Source organism: Amycolatopsis mediterranei (assembly GCF_026017845.1).
In the GTDB taxonomy this organism is placed as follows: Bacteria; Actinomycetota; Actinomycetes; order Mycobacteriales; family Pseudonocardiaceae; genus Amycolatopsis; species Amycolatopsis mediterranei.
Genome location: NZ_CP100416.1, coordinates 8,811,208 through 8,827,053, shown reverse-complemented (window position 1 = coordinate 8,827,053; position 15,846 = coordinate 8,811,208). Strand labels below are relative to the sequence as shown.

Sequence of the window (15,846 nt, the reverse complement as noted above, 5' to 3'; positions counted from 1 at the left end):
GTGGCCCGCGATCCCGAGACGATCGAGCGTGAGATCGAGCAGGCTAGGACCGCCCTGGCGGCGACGCTCGACCAGCTGACCGTCAAGGCCGACCCGAAGAAGCTCGCCGACGCGGCCAAGGACGGCGTGCGCGCCAAGCTGGACAACCCCAAGGTCAAGTTCCCGCTGATCGGCGCGGGCGTCCTCGTGCTGGTCCTGCTGGTGCGCAAGCTCCTCAAGTAGCGCTCAAGCCTGTTTCGCCGGCGCCTTGCTCTCCGCAGCGGGCGCCGGCGTCGGCGCCGCCGGGCTCTTGCGGTCCTCGACCGCCTTCGGGAGCTGCTTGCTCGGCGGCAGCTGCGGCTTCTTGTCCGCCGACTTCGGGGTCTGCTGCTTCGGCACGCTGCCGGGCGGCGGGACCTCGAGCGGCGGCAGCTTCGGGAGCGTCAGCCGGGCCGTCATGTAGGCGCTCGTGAAGTCCAGCGCACTCCCGTTGAGCAGGTGCACCACCGTCGTCTTGGTGTCGCCGGCGAGCTCCTCGACCAGCTGGTCGGCCCGGTCGCGCGCGGCGATGATGCCGGGCGCGCGTGCGGTCAGCTCCTTGCCGCGGCCGCTGACCGTGATGGCCCAGTCGGCGTCTTCTTGGACGTACGTCGCCGTGATCGCTTCCACCATCTGCCTCACGCCCCTCTCCCTCGCCAGCATCCTTACACAACCGTGACGCGGTCACCGCGCTTTCGTGACGTGGTTCCCGCGCCCCTCCTCCGGCCGCGAAGGTCCAGCACACTTTCTACCTTGTCATCGATACCGTAGAGCAACTCTGTGTCACAGGACACGACAACGCTGAGTAACGACCGAGTGGCCTAGTGCACGCGCAGGCTAACGTGCGCGCTGTCGCAGGCCCGTCCACAGCACGTCCATGGCGTATTCGGTGGCCGTCCCGGGGCTCACTTCTTCGTGGCGCTCGCACCAGATCGCGAGCCGTTCGCACGCTCCGACCACGAATTCCGCGGCCGCTTCGGCCCGCAGGTCGTCCCCGGTGTCGAAGTGGCCGCCCATCAGCGCGGCGATGAGGTCGGTCTGCTGCCGCCGGGTCTCCTCGACCTCGTCGGCGGCCGGCGTGCCGATCAGCACCATCTCGTGCCGCAGCAGCGACCACGCCTGGCAGCGTTCGCGGATGAAGACGAAGAAGGCCAGCAGGCCGCGCCGCAGCGCGTCCTCGGCGTCCACCGCGCCGACCGTCGCCTGCTCGGTGACCTCGCGCAGCACCGCCCGCGACTCCCGGATGCAGGCCAGCAGCAGGCCTTCCTTCGAGTTGAAGTACTCGTAGAGCATCGGTTTCGAGACGCCGACCAGTTCGGCGATCTCGTCCATCGACGCCGCCGCGTAGCCGCGTGCCGAAAAGACCTGCTCGGCGACCTCGATCATCTGCCGCATCCGGTCGGCCCGTGGCATGCGCTTGCGCTTCGCGGTGGTCACGGGTCAGACTCTACCGCGGGTAACCTACTGCCAGTAAGATGGACGACGAGTAACAGGAACTGGAGGCGTCATGGGCAACCGCACGGAGACCGGGGTCGTCATCGTCGGGACCGGGTTCTCCGGTCTCGGCATGGCGATCCAGCTGCGCAAGGAGGGCCGCGAGGACTTCGTCATCCTCGAAAAGGCCCACGACGTCGGCGGCACCTGGCGCGACAACAGCTACCCGGGCTGCGCCTGCGACATCCCGTCGCACATGTACTCGTTCTCCTTCGAGCAGAACCCGGGCTGGTCGCGGGCCTACTCGCCGCAGCCGGAGATCTGGCAGTACCTGCGCGAGACCGCCGACAAGCACGACCTGCGCCGGTTCGTCCGGTTCGGCCAGGAGATGACCGGCGCCCGCTGGGACGCCGAGGAGAACCGGTGGCACGTCGCCACCAGCGGCGGCGACGAGTTCATCGGCACCGCGCTGGTCGCCGGGGTCGGCGCGCTCCACCTGCCGATGATCCCGGAGCTGCCCGGGATCGAGAAGTTCGAAGGCCCGGCCTACCACTCCGCGCGGTGGCGGCACGACGTCGACCTCGCGGGAAAGAAGGTCGCGGTCATCGGCACCGGCGCCAGCGCGGTCCAGTTCGTGCCGAAGATCGCGCCCGAGGTGGCGGAGCTGACGCTGTTCCAGCGGACGCCGCCGTGGATCATGCCGAAGGCCGATCACGAGATGTCCGGCCGGACCCGGGCGCTGTTCAAGGCGTTCCCGCCGGCCCAGCGCGCCTACCGCACCCTGCTGTACTGGCTGCTCGAAGCGCGCGCGATCGGCTTCAACGGCCAGTCGTGGGTGATGAAGCTGGGGCAGCGCCTGGCCAAGCGCCACGTCGACCGCGCGATCACCGACCCGGCGCTGCGGCGCAAGGTGACCCCGGACTACACGATGGGCTGCAAGCGCGTGCTCATCTCCAACGACTACTACCCGGCACTGGCGCGCGACAACGTCGACGTCGTCACCGAGGGCGTGCGGGAGGTCCGCGCCCGCAGCGTCGTCGACACCGCGGGTGTCGAGCACGAAGCCGACGTCCTCATCTACGGCACCGGCTTCCACGTCACCGACGCCTTCGACGACCTGGAGATCGTCGGCCGCGACGGGCGCAACCTCGGCAAGGAGTGGGCGACCGAGGGGATGCGGACGCACCTGGGGATCACCGTCGAGGGCTTCCCGAACCTGTTCTTCCTGCTCGGCCCCAACACCGGCCTCGGGCACAACTCCGTCGTGTTCATGATCGAGGCCCAGATCTCCTACATCGCCGAAGCGCTGCGGCTGGCCCGTGGCCGGGCGATCGAGCCGAAGCCCGAGGTGCAGGAGCGGTTCAACGCGCAGATCCAGCGCAAGCTCGCGAAGGGCATCTGGACCCGCGGGGGCTGCAAGAGCTGGTACCTGGACGCGAAGGGCGTCAACCGGACGATCTGGCCCGGCTTCACCTGGCGGTACTGGCTGGACACGCGGAAGGTGCGGCGCGAGGACTTCCGGGTCGGCTGAACGGGCGGGTCCCTCGTCGGAGGGTGAGGGACCCGCCCGGGATCAGCGGGAGGTGTAGCGGCGGAGGTGGGCGATCAGGTCGACGGTCGGCATCCCGCACAGCTCGGCCATCCGCTCGAGCGCGGGCAGGTCGAGGGCGATCTCGCCGCCGCCCTGCTCGCCGGCCTGCCGCAGCCGGTCCTCGGCCCAGCGGCGCAGCGGCCACAGGTCGGGCGGGGCGTCGGCGACGACCTTCCGCAGGTCGACGCGGACCCGCCCGGGCTCGTCCAGGAACACCCGGCGGTGCACCTTGGCCAGCAGGTCCTGGGGCAGTTCGTCCATCGCGACGCACAGCTCGACCAGGCGCACGACGGAGCACTGTCTGGTGCCCAGCTCGTAGGTGGCCAGCGTCTGCAGCGAGATCTCGCTCTGCAAGTGCTGGTTCAGCTCCTTGCGCGTCCACCCTCGGCTGCGCCGGAGCTTGCGGAGCTCGTCTCCGAGGATCCGCTGGTACTCCTCAGCGTCGATCAGCACATCAATGTCCCCTGCCGTGCGCTCCCACGGCACCGCCCGGGCGTGATGATTCCCGTGCAGGTGCACCCTCACGTGTATGTAAGTGCGCTGGGCCCCGGCCCTTACGCGATTTTCGGCATGTCTTTGATACCGATTGCGCGAGTTAGGCCGAACGGGTTAACGACAGCTCGTTGACCGGCTCAGTTCACGCAGGGAACGCCCTCGGCGGTGATCGGTTTCTCCTCGTCGGCGCCGGCCGGCGGGGGTGTCGCGGCCTGCGACGTCGCTCCCGGGGCACCGGCGCCCGAGCCCGCGTCGGACGTCGTGCCCTGGTAGTCGGCGCCGAGGAACACCGTCACGTGGCCCGCGGCCACGCTCTTGTCCTCTTGGATCGTCGGCGAGCCGCCCAGCGCGGTCGCGACGGCCTGGCCCTTGTCCTTGCCGCCCTTCGGCACCCAGATCACCGTGGTCTTGCGCGAGGTGGCGTTGGACGTGTCGCCGGAGGTGAAGCCCTTGCTCTCGAGGGTCTTGGCGACGCCCGCCGCGAGGCCGGTGCGCCCGGAAGCGTTCCGGACGTCGACCGTGGTCGCCTTGTTGGCGGGATCGGCCTGCTGGGCGGGCGGGGCCGACTCACCCGGCTGCGGCCCGGCGAGCCCCTGCACGAACTGCTTCACCGCGGTGGGGTCGACCTGGATGGCCGAGCCGTCTTCGGGGGTCTTGTAGTCGATGTTCTTCACCGGGATGGTGCGGAACTCGAGCTGGCCGCCGGTCAGGCCCTTCATCTGCTGGGCGAACCCGAAGATGTCCCAGTGCTGGCTGAGCACGACCGACTTCTTGATCGCGTCGATCAGGTCGTTGAGCTTGCCGGGGTTGGTCAGCGTGCCGGCCGAGAGCACCTTGCGCGCCATGCCGGCCATGAACACCTGCTGGCGCACGACGCGGTCGAGGTCGCCGTTGGGCAGGCCGTGGCGCTGCCGGACGAACTCGAGGGCTTCGACGCCGGAGATCGTGTGCTGCCCCTTGGTGAAGTTCGCGCCGGAGTACTCGTCCTTGACGGTGTTGTTGAGGCAGACGTCGACGCCGCCGACGGCCTTGGTGATCTCGCTGAAGCCGAGGAGGTTCACCGCGGCGTAGTTGTCGATGGTCGACCCGGTGAGGTTCTGGACGGTCTCGATCAGCTCCCGCGCCCCGGCCTGGTTGGCCTGGACGTCGAGCTCCTTCGGGTCGGTGACGCCCTTCTTCTGCAGGTCCTTGCGGGCCGTCAGCATCGCCCGCGCGTACGCCGAGTTGATCTTGTGCTTGCCGTAGCCGCCGGGGATGTCGACGTAGGTGTCGCGCGGCAGCGAGATCGCGACGGCCTTGCTGCCGTCGTTGGGGATGTGCACGAAGATCAGCGAGTCGGTGTTGAGCTCGCCGTCGGCGTCGCCGGCGCGCAGCTCGTCGAGCACCTCGCGCGGCAGGGGGTTGCCCTGGGCGTCGGTGCGGCTGTCGAGGCCGACCAGCAGGATGTCGCGGGCGCCGTCGGCGGGCTTGTCGCCACCGCCGCCGTCGTTGATCACGTTCGTGTAGTTGAGCCCGTTGACCAGGCCCTGCATGGCCGCCCAGGCGTACCCGGTCAGGCCCACCACCAGCAGCGAGACGACGGCCAGCGCGATCTTCGCGCCGCGGAAGGAGTTGCGGCCGGCGCGCGGGGCCGGGCGCGGCTCCGGGCGGCGGGACGCCGACGGGGCGGCGCGGCGGGCGTCCGCCGGCTCGCGGCGCGGTGCCGGGCGGCGCGGCGGGCTGCTGCGCCGGGCATCGTCGCGGCCTGGCTCGTCCTGCCAGGGCCGGGCCGGGCGACGGCCGCCTTGCCCGTTCCGAGGCGGGTGGTCCACGCGGACGGCTCCTCACTCCATCGATCGGGTGGTGCTCAGGGATGGGACGCATGGTGCCGTCCCCGGGTTGCCGTAGCGTTACACATCCCCCTGCGAATGTGCTCCGCGCCACCCAGTTTCCCGGAGGTTCGACGGTTTCGCCTGGTCAGGACGTCACGTTCGCCGGTGGCTGCCCCGGGATGAGGGTGCCCGCGGCGGCCAGCAGCGCAAACGCGGCCGTCACCGCGTGCAGCGTGACGCCGAGGAAGCCGGGCGTGCTGCCGTCGGCGGCGAACAGCAGCGAGGGCGCACAGGCGAGCGCCGTGGCCAGCCATGTGCCGGTCGCCGCGCCGGCCCCGATCCGGATCGTGTGCAGCAGGAAGACCCCGAGCAGCAGGTGCACCAGGCTCTGGATCGGGTCGAGCCGCAGGCCGAGCAGGTCGGCGTCGGCGGCGACCCCGCCGAAGCGGGTCAGCGCGAAGCCGAACACACCCAGCGTCGCGTAGCCGATCCCGAGCCCGGCCGCGGCCCGGGTGAGCACCGCCGTCCGGCGGCCGGGGTGGTCGGCCGCCCGCGGGGCCCGGACGCCGTGGGTGTGTCGTTCGAACCACCAGAAGACCAGCGTGGCGGGCACCGCGAGCAGCCCGACCGCGACCAGCGTGCGCGGCCGGATCAGCCAGCTCAGCCCGTCGGCGATCCGGCCGGGCAGGTACACGACGGCGACCAGCAGCAGCATCGCGGCGAGGAACGCCAGGTAGAGGCTCATCGGCGCGCGCAGGACGAACCGGCAGGCGCGGGCGATGCCTGGCCGGTCGCCGAGCCTGCCGAGCGGGCGGGCCAGCAGCCCGAGCACGCCCAGCTGGACGAGGCCGAGCAGCAGCACGCCCCACGGCGGGGCGGAGAAGGCGGCGGGCGCGCCCGGGCTGCCGAGCAGGACGGGTGGCCCGCCCCGCAGGACGCTCACCCCGGCGAGGCCCGCGACGCCGGCCGCGGCGGCCGCGGCGAACAGCCGTCGCGCCGGGCGGACGCCGTCGGCGTGGGCGAAGGCGAGCTGCTGGGCGAGCAGGGCGATGGCGAACGTCGCCGCGTAGCGCGGCAGCGGCGAACCGGACCAGCTCGCGGCCAGCTCGCCGACGGCGACCGCGGCGAGCAGCCCGGCGGCCGCGGGCACCGGCGCCCGGCGGTGCAGGGCCAGCAGCGGGGGCGCGCACACGATCGTCAGCAGGTAGACACCGAGCAGCCAGAGCGGGTGCAGCGCGATCCGCATCACCGTCGCCGTGGTCCCGGCCGGGCTGCCGAGCAGTTCGAGCGCGAGCGGCGTCAGCAGCGCGACGACCGCGAAGATCAACGCCGGGCGCAGCAGCGGGCTCGCGCGTTCGGCCAGGTAGTGGCGGTAGCCGCCGCCGGCCTCCTGCTCGGCGCGCCAGCCGGCCGCATTGGCGTGGCCGCCGGCGAAGTAGATCAGCGGGGCGAGCTGGGCGAGCCAGGTGAGCGGCCACAACGCCGCCTCGGGGGCGCCGGCCCAGTGCGCGAGCGCCGTCACCGATTCGCCGAGCAGCAGCAGGACGACCCCGCCGGCGCCCAGCAGGGCCCACCGGCCGACCTCCGCCGGGGCGGTGACGGGCACGGGCGCCCGCGGCTCGCGGCGGGCCCGCAGCCAGCCGCGCAGCCGGAAGACCAGCAGGCAGCCGATCACCAGCACCCCGGCGACCATCGGGCCGATCGGGTCGCCGACCGGCGGGCCCCAGCGCTGGTGCCACGAGTTGACGACCAGCCCGGCCGAGTAGAGGGAGGCGACGACCCGGCAGGTGAGCGCCGAGTTCATCGGGTTGAGGTCGCAGGCGTGGTGCATGTCGTAGGACAGGCGGTCGTCCAGGGCCTCCCGGACCTCGGGGCCGAGCGGGTGGCCCTTGCGGTCGGCGTACCGGAGCAGGTCGTAGCCCAGGTCGTGGGCCTTGCACGGCACGGAGTAGTCCCACTTCGTGTTGTCGTCGCCCCACGGCGTCGAGCAGCCGCCGTCGACGTGCACGGCGCGGACCGTGCCGTCGCGGGCCGGCAGCGACCCCGGGGTGACGCCGCTGAGCGCGGTGAAGTCCTTCGGCAGCCGGGCGAGCGCGTCGGGGTGCGGGCCGGGGTGGACCAGCGCCTCGATGGCGTTCTGCGCGGCCAGCACGTCACCGGTCGGCGGCCCCTGGTCCGGCGGGGACGGCGGGCGCGAGGCGATCAGCCCGAACGCGAAGACGACCAGCAGGACCAGCAGCAGCCACCCGGACGTCGACCAGGGTCGGCGGGTGCGTGGCGGATCGGTCGGTGCCGGCATGGGGTCAAGGGTGCCAGCCCCGCTCGGCGGCCGACATGGGGACAACCACCGGACTGCGTGGCGGTTTCCCGCAAGCTGCCCGGACGGCTGCCCGTTCTCCCCTACCGCGGCGGGGGCGTCCTGGTGAGACTGGGGACAGGGGGCGCGGCGACCAGGAGGCAGCAGTGCGCTCGACCGAGCTCGCCGTGCCCGCGGAGAACACCGTGCGCGCACTGCGCCGGCTCGCCCCCGGCGCCCGGCTGCGCGAACCGCGCACGCCGGAGCTGCGGGTGCTGGCCGGTGCGCTGCGCGACTGCGCGCCGCCGGAGCTGGCGCGGGCGCACCCCGGGCCGGTCGGCCGGGTGGTGCTGGCCGCTCAGCTGCGGGCGCTGGACCGGGCGATGACGGGCTTCTTCGCGGCGGGCGAAGGGGGCCCGGAGGCCGCCCGGCTGGTCCGCGCGGCGTTTTTCAGCAGGGTCAGGCAGGCGCGGCCGCTGCTCGACCGGCTGGCCACCGAGCCGGGACTGCGGACAGCGGCGCTGGCCTGGGCGGACGTGCTCGGGCACCGGATACTGGCGGGGCAGCTGCGCGGGGTCCGGGAGGTCCCGGGGGAAGAGGACGGCCGCCGGGCGGCGGAGCTGGCGGTGGCGGCGCTGTTGCCGCGGGCCGAGGCCGGCGCGGGCGGGCGCGAGGTACTCCTGCCCTGGCCGGACGGTGGTTCGCCGTCGGGCTCCGGGCCGGTGGGCGTCCCGCCGGACGACAGTGCGGGTGATGCGGGCGGCCCACGGCCGGCGAGCGGTGGTTCGCCGTCGGGCGCCAAGCCGGTGGGCGTGCCGCCGGGCGACGGTGCGGGTGATGCGACCGGCCTGCCGCCGGGTCCCGGCGAGGGAGGCCGACCCGCTTCGGGTGACCGTGGCTCACCGCCTCCCCCCGGCCCGGCCGGCGGCAGCGCGTTCCTCCACGTCCGCTCGGTCCGCGTCACCGACCGTGGCTTCCGGGTCGACGTCCACGCCGATCCGCCCGTCGAGCTCCTCCGCGACGGCGACGGCCTCACCCTCCGCGCCCTGTGGTGGAACGGCCTGGACCGGGTCGCCGACGACCTCGGCCACGAGTACCTGCTCCTGGCCAGGGACCACGCCGGCACCGGAACCGTCCGGCACTGGTGCCACCCCCGTCCCGCGCCCGGCGCGCGCGTCCTGCGGCTCGAGTCCGCCGGCTACCGCGGGGAGCGGGTACGCCTTGACCCGGCCTCGGCCGGGACCTGCGCCGAGGTGCTCGTCAAACTCGAACTCACCGTCCGGCTGGGGGTGTGACCGTGTCCGGGGCGAAGCAGACCTGGTCGCGGCCGTTCTCCTTCGCCAGGTAGACCGCCGCGTCGGCGGACTGGAGGAGGCGCTCGAGGGTGTCGCCGTGGCGGGGGTGGCGGGCCACGCCGATCGACGTCGTCCGGTCGGCGATGGTTGCCGGGTCGCCGCGCTTGTCCGTGGTCACCATGTGCAGCTTGGCGATCGCGATGCGGATGCGCTCGGCGGCGTCCCACGTCGCGTCTTCGTCGATGTCCGGCAGCAGAATCAGGAATTCCTCGCCGCCGAAACGGCCGACCAAGTCGCTCGGTCTGGTCACTTCGTCGAGCGTTTGCGCGACGGTGCGCAGCACGTCGTCGCCCGCCGGATGTCCATAGGTGTCGTTAATCCACTTGAAGTGGTCCAGATCGACCATCAGCAGCGCCAACTGATCACCCGATCGGGAGGTCCGTTCAAGAGCCCGTTCGGCCGCCTCCGACCAGCCACGCATGTTGAGAATGCCCGTTTTCGGGTCCGTCCGGACGTCGTTCTGGAGCTGATCGAGTTCCGCGAGGCGATTGAAGACCACGGTGACCACGGCCATCACCGCCACCATCGGCGGGACGGCGGCGAGCAGGATCGCGGTCACCGCGCCGAGGCCGATGGTGATCGCTTCGAGCATGTTGTCGGCCGGGCTGCCCAGCACGTTACGAACCGTGCGCCCGGCGGGGGATCCGAGTAGCAGGACCCCGCCCACGTACGCGATCTGGATCGCTTCGTAGATGGCTCCGGTGACGACGATGGTGCCGAACTCGCGGAGGAAGTCGCCCCAGCCCGGCCGGCCGAGCAAGTGCGGCCCGAGTGCCGTGTAGGTGAGGTGGGCGAGCGCGCCGGCGAGGCCGTGCGTGATGGACGAGAAAATGAAGTTGTGGGCGGGCCGCCGCGCGATGAACCAGTGCTGCAGCCGGATCACGGCGATGACGAAAAGGGTGAGCGGTACCGGCAGTATCATCGCGGCGGAAAACGTCCACACGGCGGTGAGGTCGATCAGCACCGTTTTGGTCCGGTCGCGCCGTCGTTCTTCCTGGCGCTGGGTCAGTTGAATGTGGACGGTGGCACCCGCGGCCAGAATCGCGAAATTGATCCAGTCGTTTCCGGACGGAATCGGCGAGCGTGCGAACGACACGGCGAGAACGGTCACCGCGACGGCTTCGGCCACCAGCATGAAGGCGACCTGCACCGGCCGGCGGCGCCAGAGCGCCCAGTTGCCCGGCCAGTACGCGTGGTGGGCCCGGGCGGTCGCCGGGAAGCCACTGGTCGTGGTCGCGGGCGTACCTGTGGTCACGTCCGGTTCCGCGGCGCCGCGGTTTTGGGACGCCGCCGCCCGCGCCGCCTGCTCACCGCCTGGTTCGCCCGGCGCGCCCGCGTCCCCGTCCGGTCCTGGATGCAATTGGTCACCTCCTTTCCAGCCTAGTCCCGGCCTTGAGTAATCTCATCGGTACCTGGCAGAGTGTTCACGCATTCCGTGGCCGGGTACCATCCCACAGCAACGGACCGGTCAAGGTCCCGGAGTAACTGCCGGGAACGCGGCGCAAAAGGTTCTGCGAGACTCTCCCCGCATGGAGGTGGCCCCCATGAGCAACCGCGACTTCTGACCACCCTCGAATTGTCACCCGTGACGTCCGCGAATGCCATTCATGATCTTGGCCGTACCCCGGAGGTGGCACCTGGCGCTCACGACGGCCAGGCTTGCGGCTCCGCCCCGCCCACCCGGCGCCAGGCGAACGCCACCGGCATGGCCAGCAGCAGTCCCACCGCGCCCGCGAGCGCGATGGTCGCGTGCGCGGACCCCAGCGCCTGCGCGACCAGCCCGCCCACGCCGACGCCCACGCCCTGCGCGACCCGCAGCCCGGTCCGGTACAGGCCGCCCGCGCTGCCCCGGATGTCGTTCGGCACCCACGTGATGAACGTGGCCGACACCGTGATGACGTACGCGCCCGTCGCGCCGGCCAGCGCGAGCAGGATCAGCGCGAACACCAGGTTCGGCCGCAGCGCGAACGCCGCCAGCGCGGCCAGCGGCAGCGCGGCGAGCACGCCGAGCAGCTTGCGGCGGTGCTCGGTCGTGACGAACCGCGACAGCAGGAACGTCCCGGCCACGAAGCCCAGCGGATCGGCGGCCAGCAGCCAGCCGACCGCCTGCTCGCCCGCGCCCAGCTGCGCGGCGAGCGGCGCCGCGAGGCCCTCCGGGATCACCGCCAGGCCGACGAGCCAGGACAGGTAGAGCAGCACCCGCAGCCGTTCGTCGCCGAAAACCTGCCGGACGGCGCCGAACCACGGGGCACCGCCGTCGCCCGCGGCGGGCCGGCGCAGCACCAGCAGCCGCACGGCGACGGCGGCCACCAGGAACGTCAGCGCGTCGATCGCCAGCGCCCACGAGGTGCCGATCGTGGTCACCAGCAGCCCGCCGACGGCCAGGCCGGCCAGCATCGCGGTGTTGTTCGTGATCCCGCGCAGGTCCTGGCTCCGCAGGTAGACGTCGTCGGCGGCGAAGACCTCGCGGCCGAGCGCGTTCTGCGCCGCGTTGCCCGGCGCGTTCGCCAGGCGCGCGAGGACGAACAGCACGAACAGCCCGCCCATCGGCATCCCGGGCAGGGCCATCAGCCCGATCAGCACGGCCTGCGCGAACGAGCCGGTCACCAGCACCGCGCGCCGGGGGAACCGGTCGGCGAGCTGGGACAGCCCGAGCCCGCCGGCGAGCGCGGGCAGGAACGTCAGGGAGTAGACGACGGCCGACAGCAGCGGCGACCCGGTCCGGTCGAAGGTCAGGATGGCCAGCGCGACGATGGTCAGCTGGTCACCGAGCATCGACTGCGTCTCGGCGAACCACAGCGCGCGGAACTCCCGGTTGGCCAGGACGGCCCGGAGCCGGGGTGTCGCGCGTGTTGTCACCTCGTCACCGCCGTCCCCCGATCGAGTGAACATGGACCGTCCGCATTGTGCCTCTCCGGTGACGACCCCATCCGGGGGAGTCACGGTCGACCACCGGAAAGTACCCACAGTATGCCGCCGGTTACGCCCCGATGTCCCCGGAATGCGCGCCGGTCACCCCCTCGTGACCGGCCCGCGGGTACGTCCGGACTGATCGATCCGGACTCGCTCGGCGCAGGGCGGCGGCCGCTCGTCGTGGCGCCGATGCCGCGTTGGACCGAATGGGCCAAGACTGGACAGTGAGCCGGCCGGGGTGGACGGACCGCGCGCCGCCGGCGCTGCAGATCGGGGAGAAGCGATGGACGGGTTGATGCAGGGCAAGGCGGTCGTGGTCACCGGCGCCGGCCGGGGTCTTGGCGAGGCGTTCGCGGTGCACATCGCGCGCGCGGGCGGGGCAGTGGTGGTCAACGACGTCGACGCCGAGCTGGCGGAGCGGACGGCGGAGACCATCCGCGCGCACGGCGGCCGGGCCGTCGCGAGCGGGCACAGCGTGGCGGAGGCGGGCGAGGCGCAGGAGATCGTCGACCTGTGCGTCAAGGAGTTCGGCGGGATCGACGGGCTGGTCAACAACGCGGGGCTGAACTACGAGGCGCTGCCCTGGGAGGACGACGCCGAGCAGGCGCGGGAGCTCGTCGCGGTCAACGTCCTCGGTGTGGTGAACACCGGCCTGGCCGCGATCAAGGCGATGGTCGACGCGGGCACCGGCGGCTCGATCGTCAACATCTCCTCGGGTGCTTCGCTCGGGCAGCGCAAGCTCGGCGTGTACGCGGCGAGCAAGGGCGCGGTCGCGTCCCTGACCTACTCCTGGGCCCTCGACCTCGAGGACGTCGGGATCCGCGTCAACGCCGTCTGCCCGCTCGCGCACACGCGGATGGTGTGGAAGTCCGAACGCTCCCTGCGCGCCTGCCCGCCGGACCGCACGCCGGCGCGGATCGCGCCGGTCGTGCTGTTCCTGCTCGGCGACGGCTCGGACGGCATCACCGGCCAGATGATCCGGTGCAACGGCCCGCAGCTGCACATCATGGGCCAGCCGTTCCTCAAGCAGCCGATCCTCGAGCGCCCGATCTGGGACACCGAGACCGTGCAGAAGGCGTTCGACGAGGTCTTCTCCGCCCACCTGGAGAACTACGGCCTGGAAAAGCGCGTCCCGCCGCGGCTGCGCAAATGGACGGACACGACCTCGCCCCGGACCGCCTAGGCGCCCGCCGCGGGCTCGCGCGCCGCCGCGTAGAGCGCCTCGATGTCGGCCGAATACCGGTCGTTGATGACCCGGCGCTTGAGCTTGAGCGTCGGGGTCAGCTCGCCGGATTCGGGCGTCCACGCCTTCGGCAGCACGTGGTAGCGCTTGATCTGCTCGATCCGCGCGAGCCTGCTGTTGGCCGACTCGACCGCGCGTTCCAGCTCGGCTCGGACCGCCGGGTGGTTCGCGAGGTCGGTGAGGTCTTCGGGGGCGGCCTCGACGCCGTTCGCCGCGGCCCAGCCGGGCGCGATCTCGTCGTCCAGCACGATCAGCGCCGTCACGTACGGGCGGTCGTCGCCGATCGCGACGGCCTGGCCGATCAGCGGGTGCTCCTTGAGCAGGCCCTCGACGCGGGTCGGCGCGATGTTCTTGCCGCTCGAGGTGATGATCAGTTCCTTCTTGCGGTCGGTGATCGTCACGAAGCCGTCTTCGTCGATCGTGCCGATGTCGCCGGTGGCGTACCAGCCGTCGGCGTCGGTGGCGTCGGCGATCGTGCCGTCCTCCTGCAGGTAGCCGAGGAACACGATCGGGCCGCGCACCAGCAGCTCGCCGTCCTCGGCGACCTTCACCTCGACGCCGTCCAGCGGCTTGCCGACCGTGCCCGCGCGGAACGCCGCGCCGGAGTTGGACGTCGCCGCGCCCGTCGTCTCGGACAGGCCCCAGACCTCGCAGATCTCGATGCCGAGACCGGCCAGGAAGTAGATGATCTCCACCGGGATGGCGGCCGCGCCGCTGGAGGCGACGAGCACCTTGTCGAGCCCGAGCAGGGCGCGCACCGGCGCCAGCGCGGCTTCGTCGGCCTGCCGGATCTTCTCGGCCAGGTCCGCGGGCACCGGCTTCCCGGCGCTGCGCAGCTTGTAGCCCTGCTGCAGCAGCTCGTTCGCCTGCAGCAGCGCGGTGCGCCGGTCCTCCGGGACGCCGGCGAGCATGTTCTTGAGCCCGGCGACCATCTTCTCCCACACGCGCGGGACGCCGAAGAAGCTCTGCGGGTGCACCTTGCCGAGCGCGCCGACGACCCCCGTCGGGTCGGCCAGGGTGTGCACGTGCCCCGCCCAGACGATCGGCAGGTAGATCGACAGCTCCCGCTCGGCGATGTGCGCGAGCGGCAGGTACGCGATGTTCGTCGCGTGCATCGGCGGGTGGTGCAGCTCGGTGACCGCGTACGCCTGGTGGACCGCGTTGCGGTGCGAGAGCACCACGCCCTTCGGGTCGCCGGTGGTGCCGGAGGTGTAGATCATGGACAGCGGGTCGTCCGGCTTGATCTCCTGCCAGGACCGTTCGAAGGAGTCCGGGTCGGCGGCAAGCGCTTCCCGGCCCCGGGCGCGCAGCTCGGCGAGGGTGAGGAACCGGTCGTCGCCTTCGGGGAGCGCGGTCTCGTCCATGACGACGACGTGCCGCAGCGCCGGGAGGTCGTCGAGCACCGGCCGCCAGCGCGCCAGCTCGTTCTCCCCGCCGAGCACCACGACCGGCGCCGCGCTGTGCCGCGCGACGAACCGGATCTGGTCCGGGCTGAGCGTGGCGTAGGCGGTGCAGGGGATCGCGGACAGGTGCGTCGCGGCGAGGTCGGCGATGATGTGGTCGGGGCAGCCGGGCGCCATGATCAGCATGCGGTCACCCGCGGCGAGCCCGAGCCCGGCCAGCCCGCGGGAGACCTCGGCGATCGCGGTGCGGAACTCCGCCCACGTCAGCGTCGGTTGTCCTTCGAGGTCGAGCGAGGTGATCGCCGGCAGGTCCGGGTACTCGACCGCGTTGCGGTGCAGCAGCCGCGGGATCGTCTGGCCTTCGGTCTGCTCGGCGACGGACGGGGTGGTCAACGCTGGCCTCCTCGGTACTCCGGATGGCCACACTGTAGGGGCTCCCGGCGCAGGGGGATAGAGAATCGCGGCCACGTCAACCGTCGCCGTCGAACCGGACAAAGCGGTCAGGCTCTCACGACTGTCCACTGTGTACACGGGCGTTCGCGCCGGAACCGCGCTTCAATGGAGGGACTGCTGCCACGAGGGACGGCGGACTCCGGGGGGAACCGATGACGCGGTCGGCGCGCAAGCTGCTCGAAGAGATCCAGGCCGAACTCGCGCCGCGCGACGACGACAACCGGCTCGTGCCGCTGATCACCGCGGGCCGGGCGCCGCGCGCGGTGTTCGCCGCGCTCGCCGCCGAGGAGAAGCTGATCACGCTCAGTGACTGGCGGAGCTTCCACGCGCTGGCCGCCCGGGCCGACGAACCGAACGCGCGCACCTTCTTCGGCGGGCTCGCGCCGGGCGAGCAGCAGGCGAACGGGATGCTCGACGCGTTGCTCGCGGCGACCGGTCCGGACCACGGGAAGGAACGCCCGCGCGCGGGCTGCCAGGTCTACCCGGCCTACGTCGCCTGGCTCGCGCTGAACGGCGAGTCGTCGGCCACCGCGGCGGGGATCTTCGCCAACTTCGCCGCCTTCGGCCGGTACTGCCGGGACGTCGCCGCCGGCATGCGCGCGCACTACGGCTTCACCGACGAGCAATGTGCGTTCTTCGACTTCTTTGCTGCGGACGTGCCGGAAATAGAAGAACAAGCGCTCGCCGCGATCCAGGCCGGCCTCGACGCCCACCGGCTCGACGAACGCGAAGCGCACCGCTGCGCCCGGCTCTTCCAGAGTTACGAGCTGCTCTTCTGGAACACGCTGGCCGACGAGTTCCCCGGCTGATCGCCGGCCGCGGTCGCGGAACCGG

The 15,846-nt window shown here is 72.1% G+C and carries 13 protein-coding genes; 5 read left to right on the top strand and 8 right to left on the bottom strand.

Features of this window, described 5'->3' with window-relative positions:
- Complete coding sequence (locus tag ISP_RS39785) at nucleotides 1-222, top strand: DUF3618 domain-containing protein (protein WP_004559246.1); 222 nt, start codon at nucleotides 1-3, stop codon at nucleotides 220-222.
- Between the two features lie 3 nt (nucleotides 223-225).
- On the opposite strand, the gene ISP_RS39780 is transcribed toward ISP_RS39785, so the two are convergent.
- Together ISP_RS39780 and ISP_RS39775 are read right to left on the bottom strand one after the other, a co-directional pair.
- Nucleotides 226-651, bottom strand: a complete 426-nt coding sequence (locus ISP_RS39780) for a hypothetical protein (RefSeq protein ID WP_014467672.1) — start codon at nucleotides 649-651, stop codon at nucleotides 226-228.
- A gap of 204 nt (nucleotides 652-855) precedes the next feature.
- Nucleotides 856-1,455, bottom strand: coding sequence for a TetR/AcrR family transcriptional regulator (locus ISP_RS39775; RefSeq protein WP_013229440.1), 600 nt, complete (start codon nucleotides 1,453-1,455; stop codon nucleotides 856-858).
- Nucleotides 1,456-1,525: 70 nt separating this feature from the next.
- Here ISP_RS39775 and ISP_RS39770 point away from each other — a divergent pair, with 70 nt between their 5' ends.
- Nucleotides 1,526-2,983, top strand: a complete 1,458-nt coding sequence (locus tag ISP_RS39770; RefSeq protein ID WP_013229439.1) for a flavin-containing monooxygenase — start codon at nucleotides 1,526-1,528, stop codon at nucleotides 2,981-2,983.
- Between the two features lie 42 nt (nucleotides 2,984-3,025).
- On the opposite strand, the gene ISP_RS39765 is transcribed toward ISP_RS39770, so the two are convergent.
- The 3 genes from ISP_RS39765 to ISP_RS39755 all read right to left on the bottom strand — a co-directional run bounded on the left by ISP_RS39765 (nucleotide 3,026) and on the right by ISP_RS39755 (nucleotide 7,648).
- The gene (locus ISP_RS39765; protein ID WP_013229438.1) at nucleotides 3,026-3,496 is read right to left on the bottom strand and encodes a helix-turn-helix domain-containing protein; all 471 of its coding nucleotides are present in this window, start codon (nucleotides 3,494-3,496) and stop codon (nucleotides 3,026-3,028) included.
- 179 nt (nucleotides 3,497-3,675) lie between these two features.
- Nucleotides 3,676-5,349: an LCP family protein gene (locus tag ISP_RS39760; RefSeq protein ID WP_013229437.1), complete on the bottom strand. Its 1,674-nt coding sequence runs from the start codon at nucleotides 5,347-5,349 to the stop codon at nucleotides 3,676-3,678.
- 145 nt (nucleotides 5,350-5,494) lie between these two features.
- Nucleotides 5,495-7,648: a phospholipase A2 gene (locus tag ISP_RS39755; protein ID WP_013229436.1), complete on the bottom strand. Its 2,154-nt coding sequence runs from the start codon at nucleotides 7,646-7,648 to the stop codon at nucleotides 5,495-5,497.
- A gap of 164 nt (nucleotides 7,649-7,812) precedes the next feature.
- Here ISP_RS39755 and ISP_RS39750 point away from each other — a divergent pair, with 164 nt between their 5' ends.
- Complete coding sequence (locus ISP_RS39750) at nucleotides 7,813-8,940, top strand: hypothetical protein (RefSeq protein WP_013229435.1); 1,128 nt, start codon at nucleotides 7,813-7,815, stop codon at nucleotides 8,938-8,940.
- Here the strand turns inward: ISP_RS39750 and ISP_RS39745 are convergent.
- Nucleotides 8,918-10,360 carry a GGDEF domain-containing protein gene (locus ISP_RS39745; protein ID WP_013229434.1) on the bottom strand — a complete coding sequence of 481 codons (1,443 nt, stop codon included), beginning with the start codon at nucleotides 10,358-10,360 and terminating at the stop codon, nucleotides 8,918-8,920. The genes ISP_RS39750 and ISP_RS39745 overlap by 23 nt on opposite strands.
- 284 nt (nucleotides 10,361-10,644) lie before the next feature.
- Complete coding sequence (locus tag ISP_RS39740; RefSeq protein ID WP_013229433.1) at nucleotides 10,645-11,892, bottom strand: MFS transporter; 1,248 nt, start codon at nucleotides 11,890-11,892, stop codon at nucleotides 10,645-10,647.
- A gap of 304 nt (nucleotides 11,893-12,196) precedes the next feature.
- Here ISP_RS39740 and ISP_RS39735 point away from each other — a divergent pair, with 304 nt between their 5' ends.
- Complete coding sequence (locus tag ISP_RS39735) at nucleotides 12,197-13,096, top strand: SDR family NAD(P)-dependent oxidoreductase (RefSeq protein ID WP_013229432.1); 900 nt, start codon at nucleotides 12,197-12,199, stop codon at nucleotides 13,094-13,096.
- Here ISP_RS39735 and ISP_RS39730 read toward each other — a convergent pair.
- Nucleotides 13,093-14,952: an AMP-dependent synthetase/ligase gene (locus ISP_RS39730; protein ID WP_013229431.1), complete on the bottom strand. Its 1,860-nt coding sequence runs from the start codon at nucleotides 14,950-14,952 to the stop codon at nucleotides 13,093-13,095. The genes ISP_RS39735 and ISP_RS39730 overlap by 4 nt on opposite strands.
- A 212-nt stretch (nucleotides 14,953-15,164) precedes the next feature.
- Here ISP_RS39730 and ISP_RS39725 point away from each other — a divergent pair, with 212 nt between their 5' ends.
- Nucleotides 15,165-15,821, top strand: a complete 657-nt coding sequence (locus tag ISP_RS39725) for a hypothetical protein (protein WP_013229430.1) — start codon at nucleotides 15,165-15,167, stop codon at nucleotides 15,819-15,821.
- The last annotated feature ends 25 nt before the right edge of the window (nucleotides 15,822-15,846 follow it).

What these genes read in the sequence shown, in the direction of transcription:
- ISP_RS39755 (WP_013229436.1), bottom strand. Translation starts at nt 7,648, where the DNA reads ATGCCGGCACCGACCGATCCGCCACGCACCCGCCGACCCTGGTCGACG.
- ISP_RS39770 (WP_013229439.1), top strand. Translation starts at nt 1,526, where the DNA reads ATGGGCAACCGCACGGAGACCGGGGTCGTCATCGTCGGGACCGGGTTC.
- ISP_RS39780 (WP_014467672.1), bottom strand. Translation starts at nt 651, where the DNA reads ATGGTGGAAGCGATCACGGCGACGTACGTCCAAGAAGACGCCGACTGG.
- ISP_RS39740 (WP_013229433.1), bottom strand. Translation starts at nt 11,892, where the DNA reads ATGTTCACTCGATCGGGGGACGGCGGTGACGAGGTGACAACACGCGCG.
- ISP_RS39735 (WP_013229432.1), top strand. Translation starts at nt 12,197, where the DNA reads ATGGACGGGTTGATGCAGGGCAAGGCGGTCGTGGTCACCGGCGCCGGC.
- ISP_RS39725 (WP_013229430.1), top strand. Translation starts at nt 15,165, where the DNA reads ATGACGCGGTCGGCGCGCAAGCTGCTCGAAGAGATCCAGGCCGAACTC.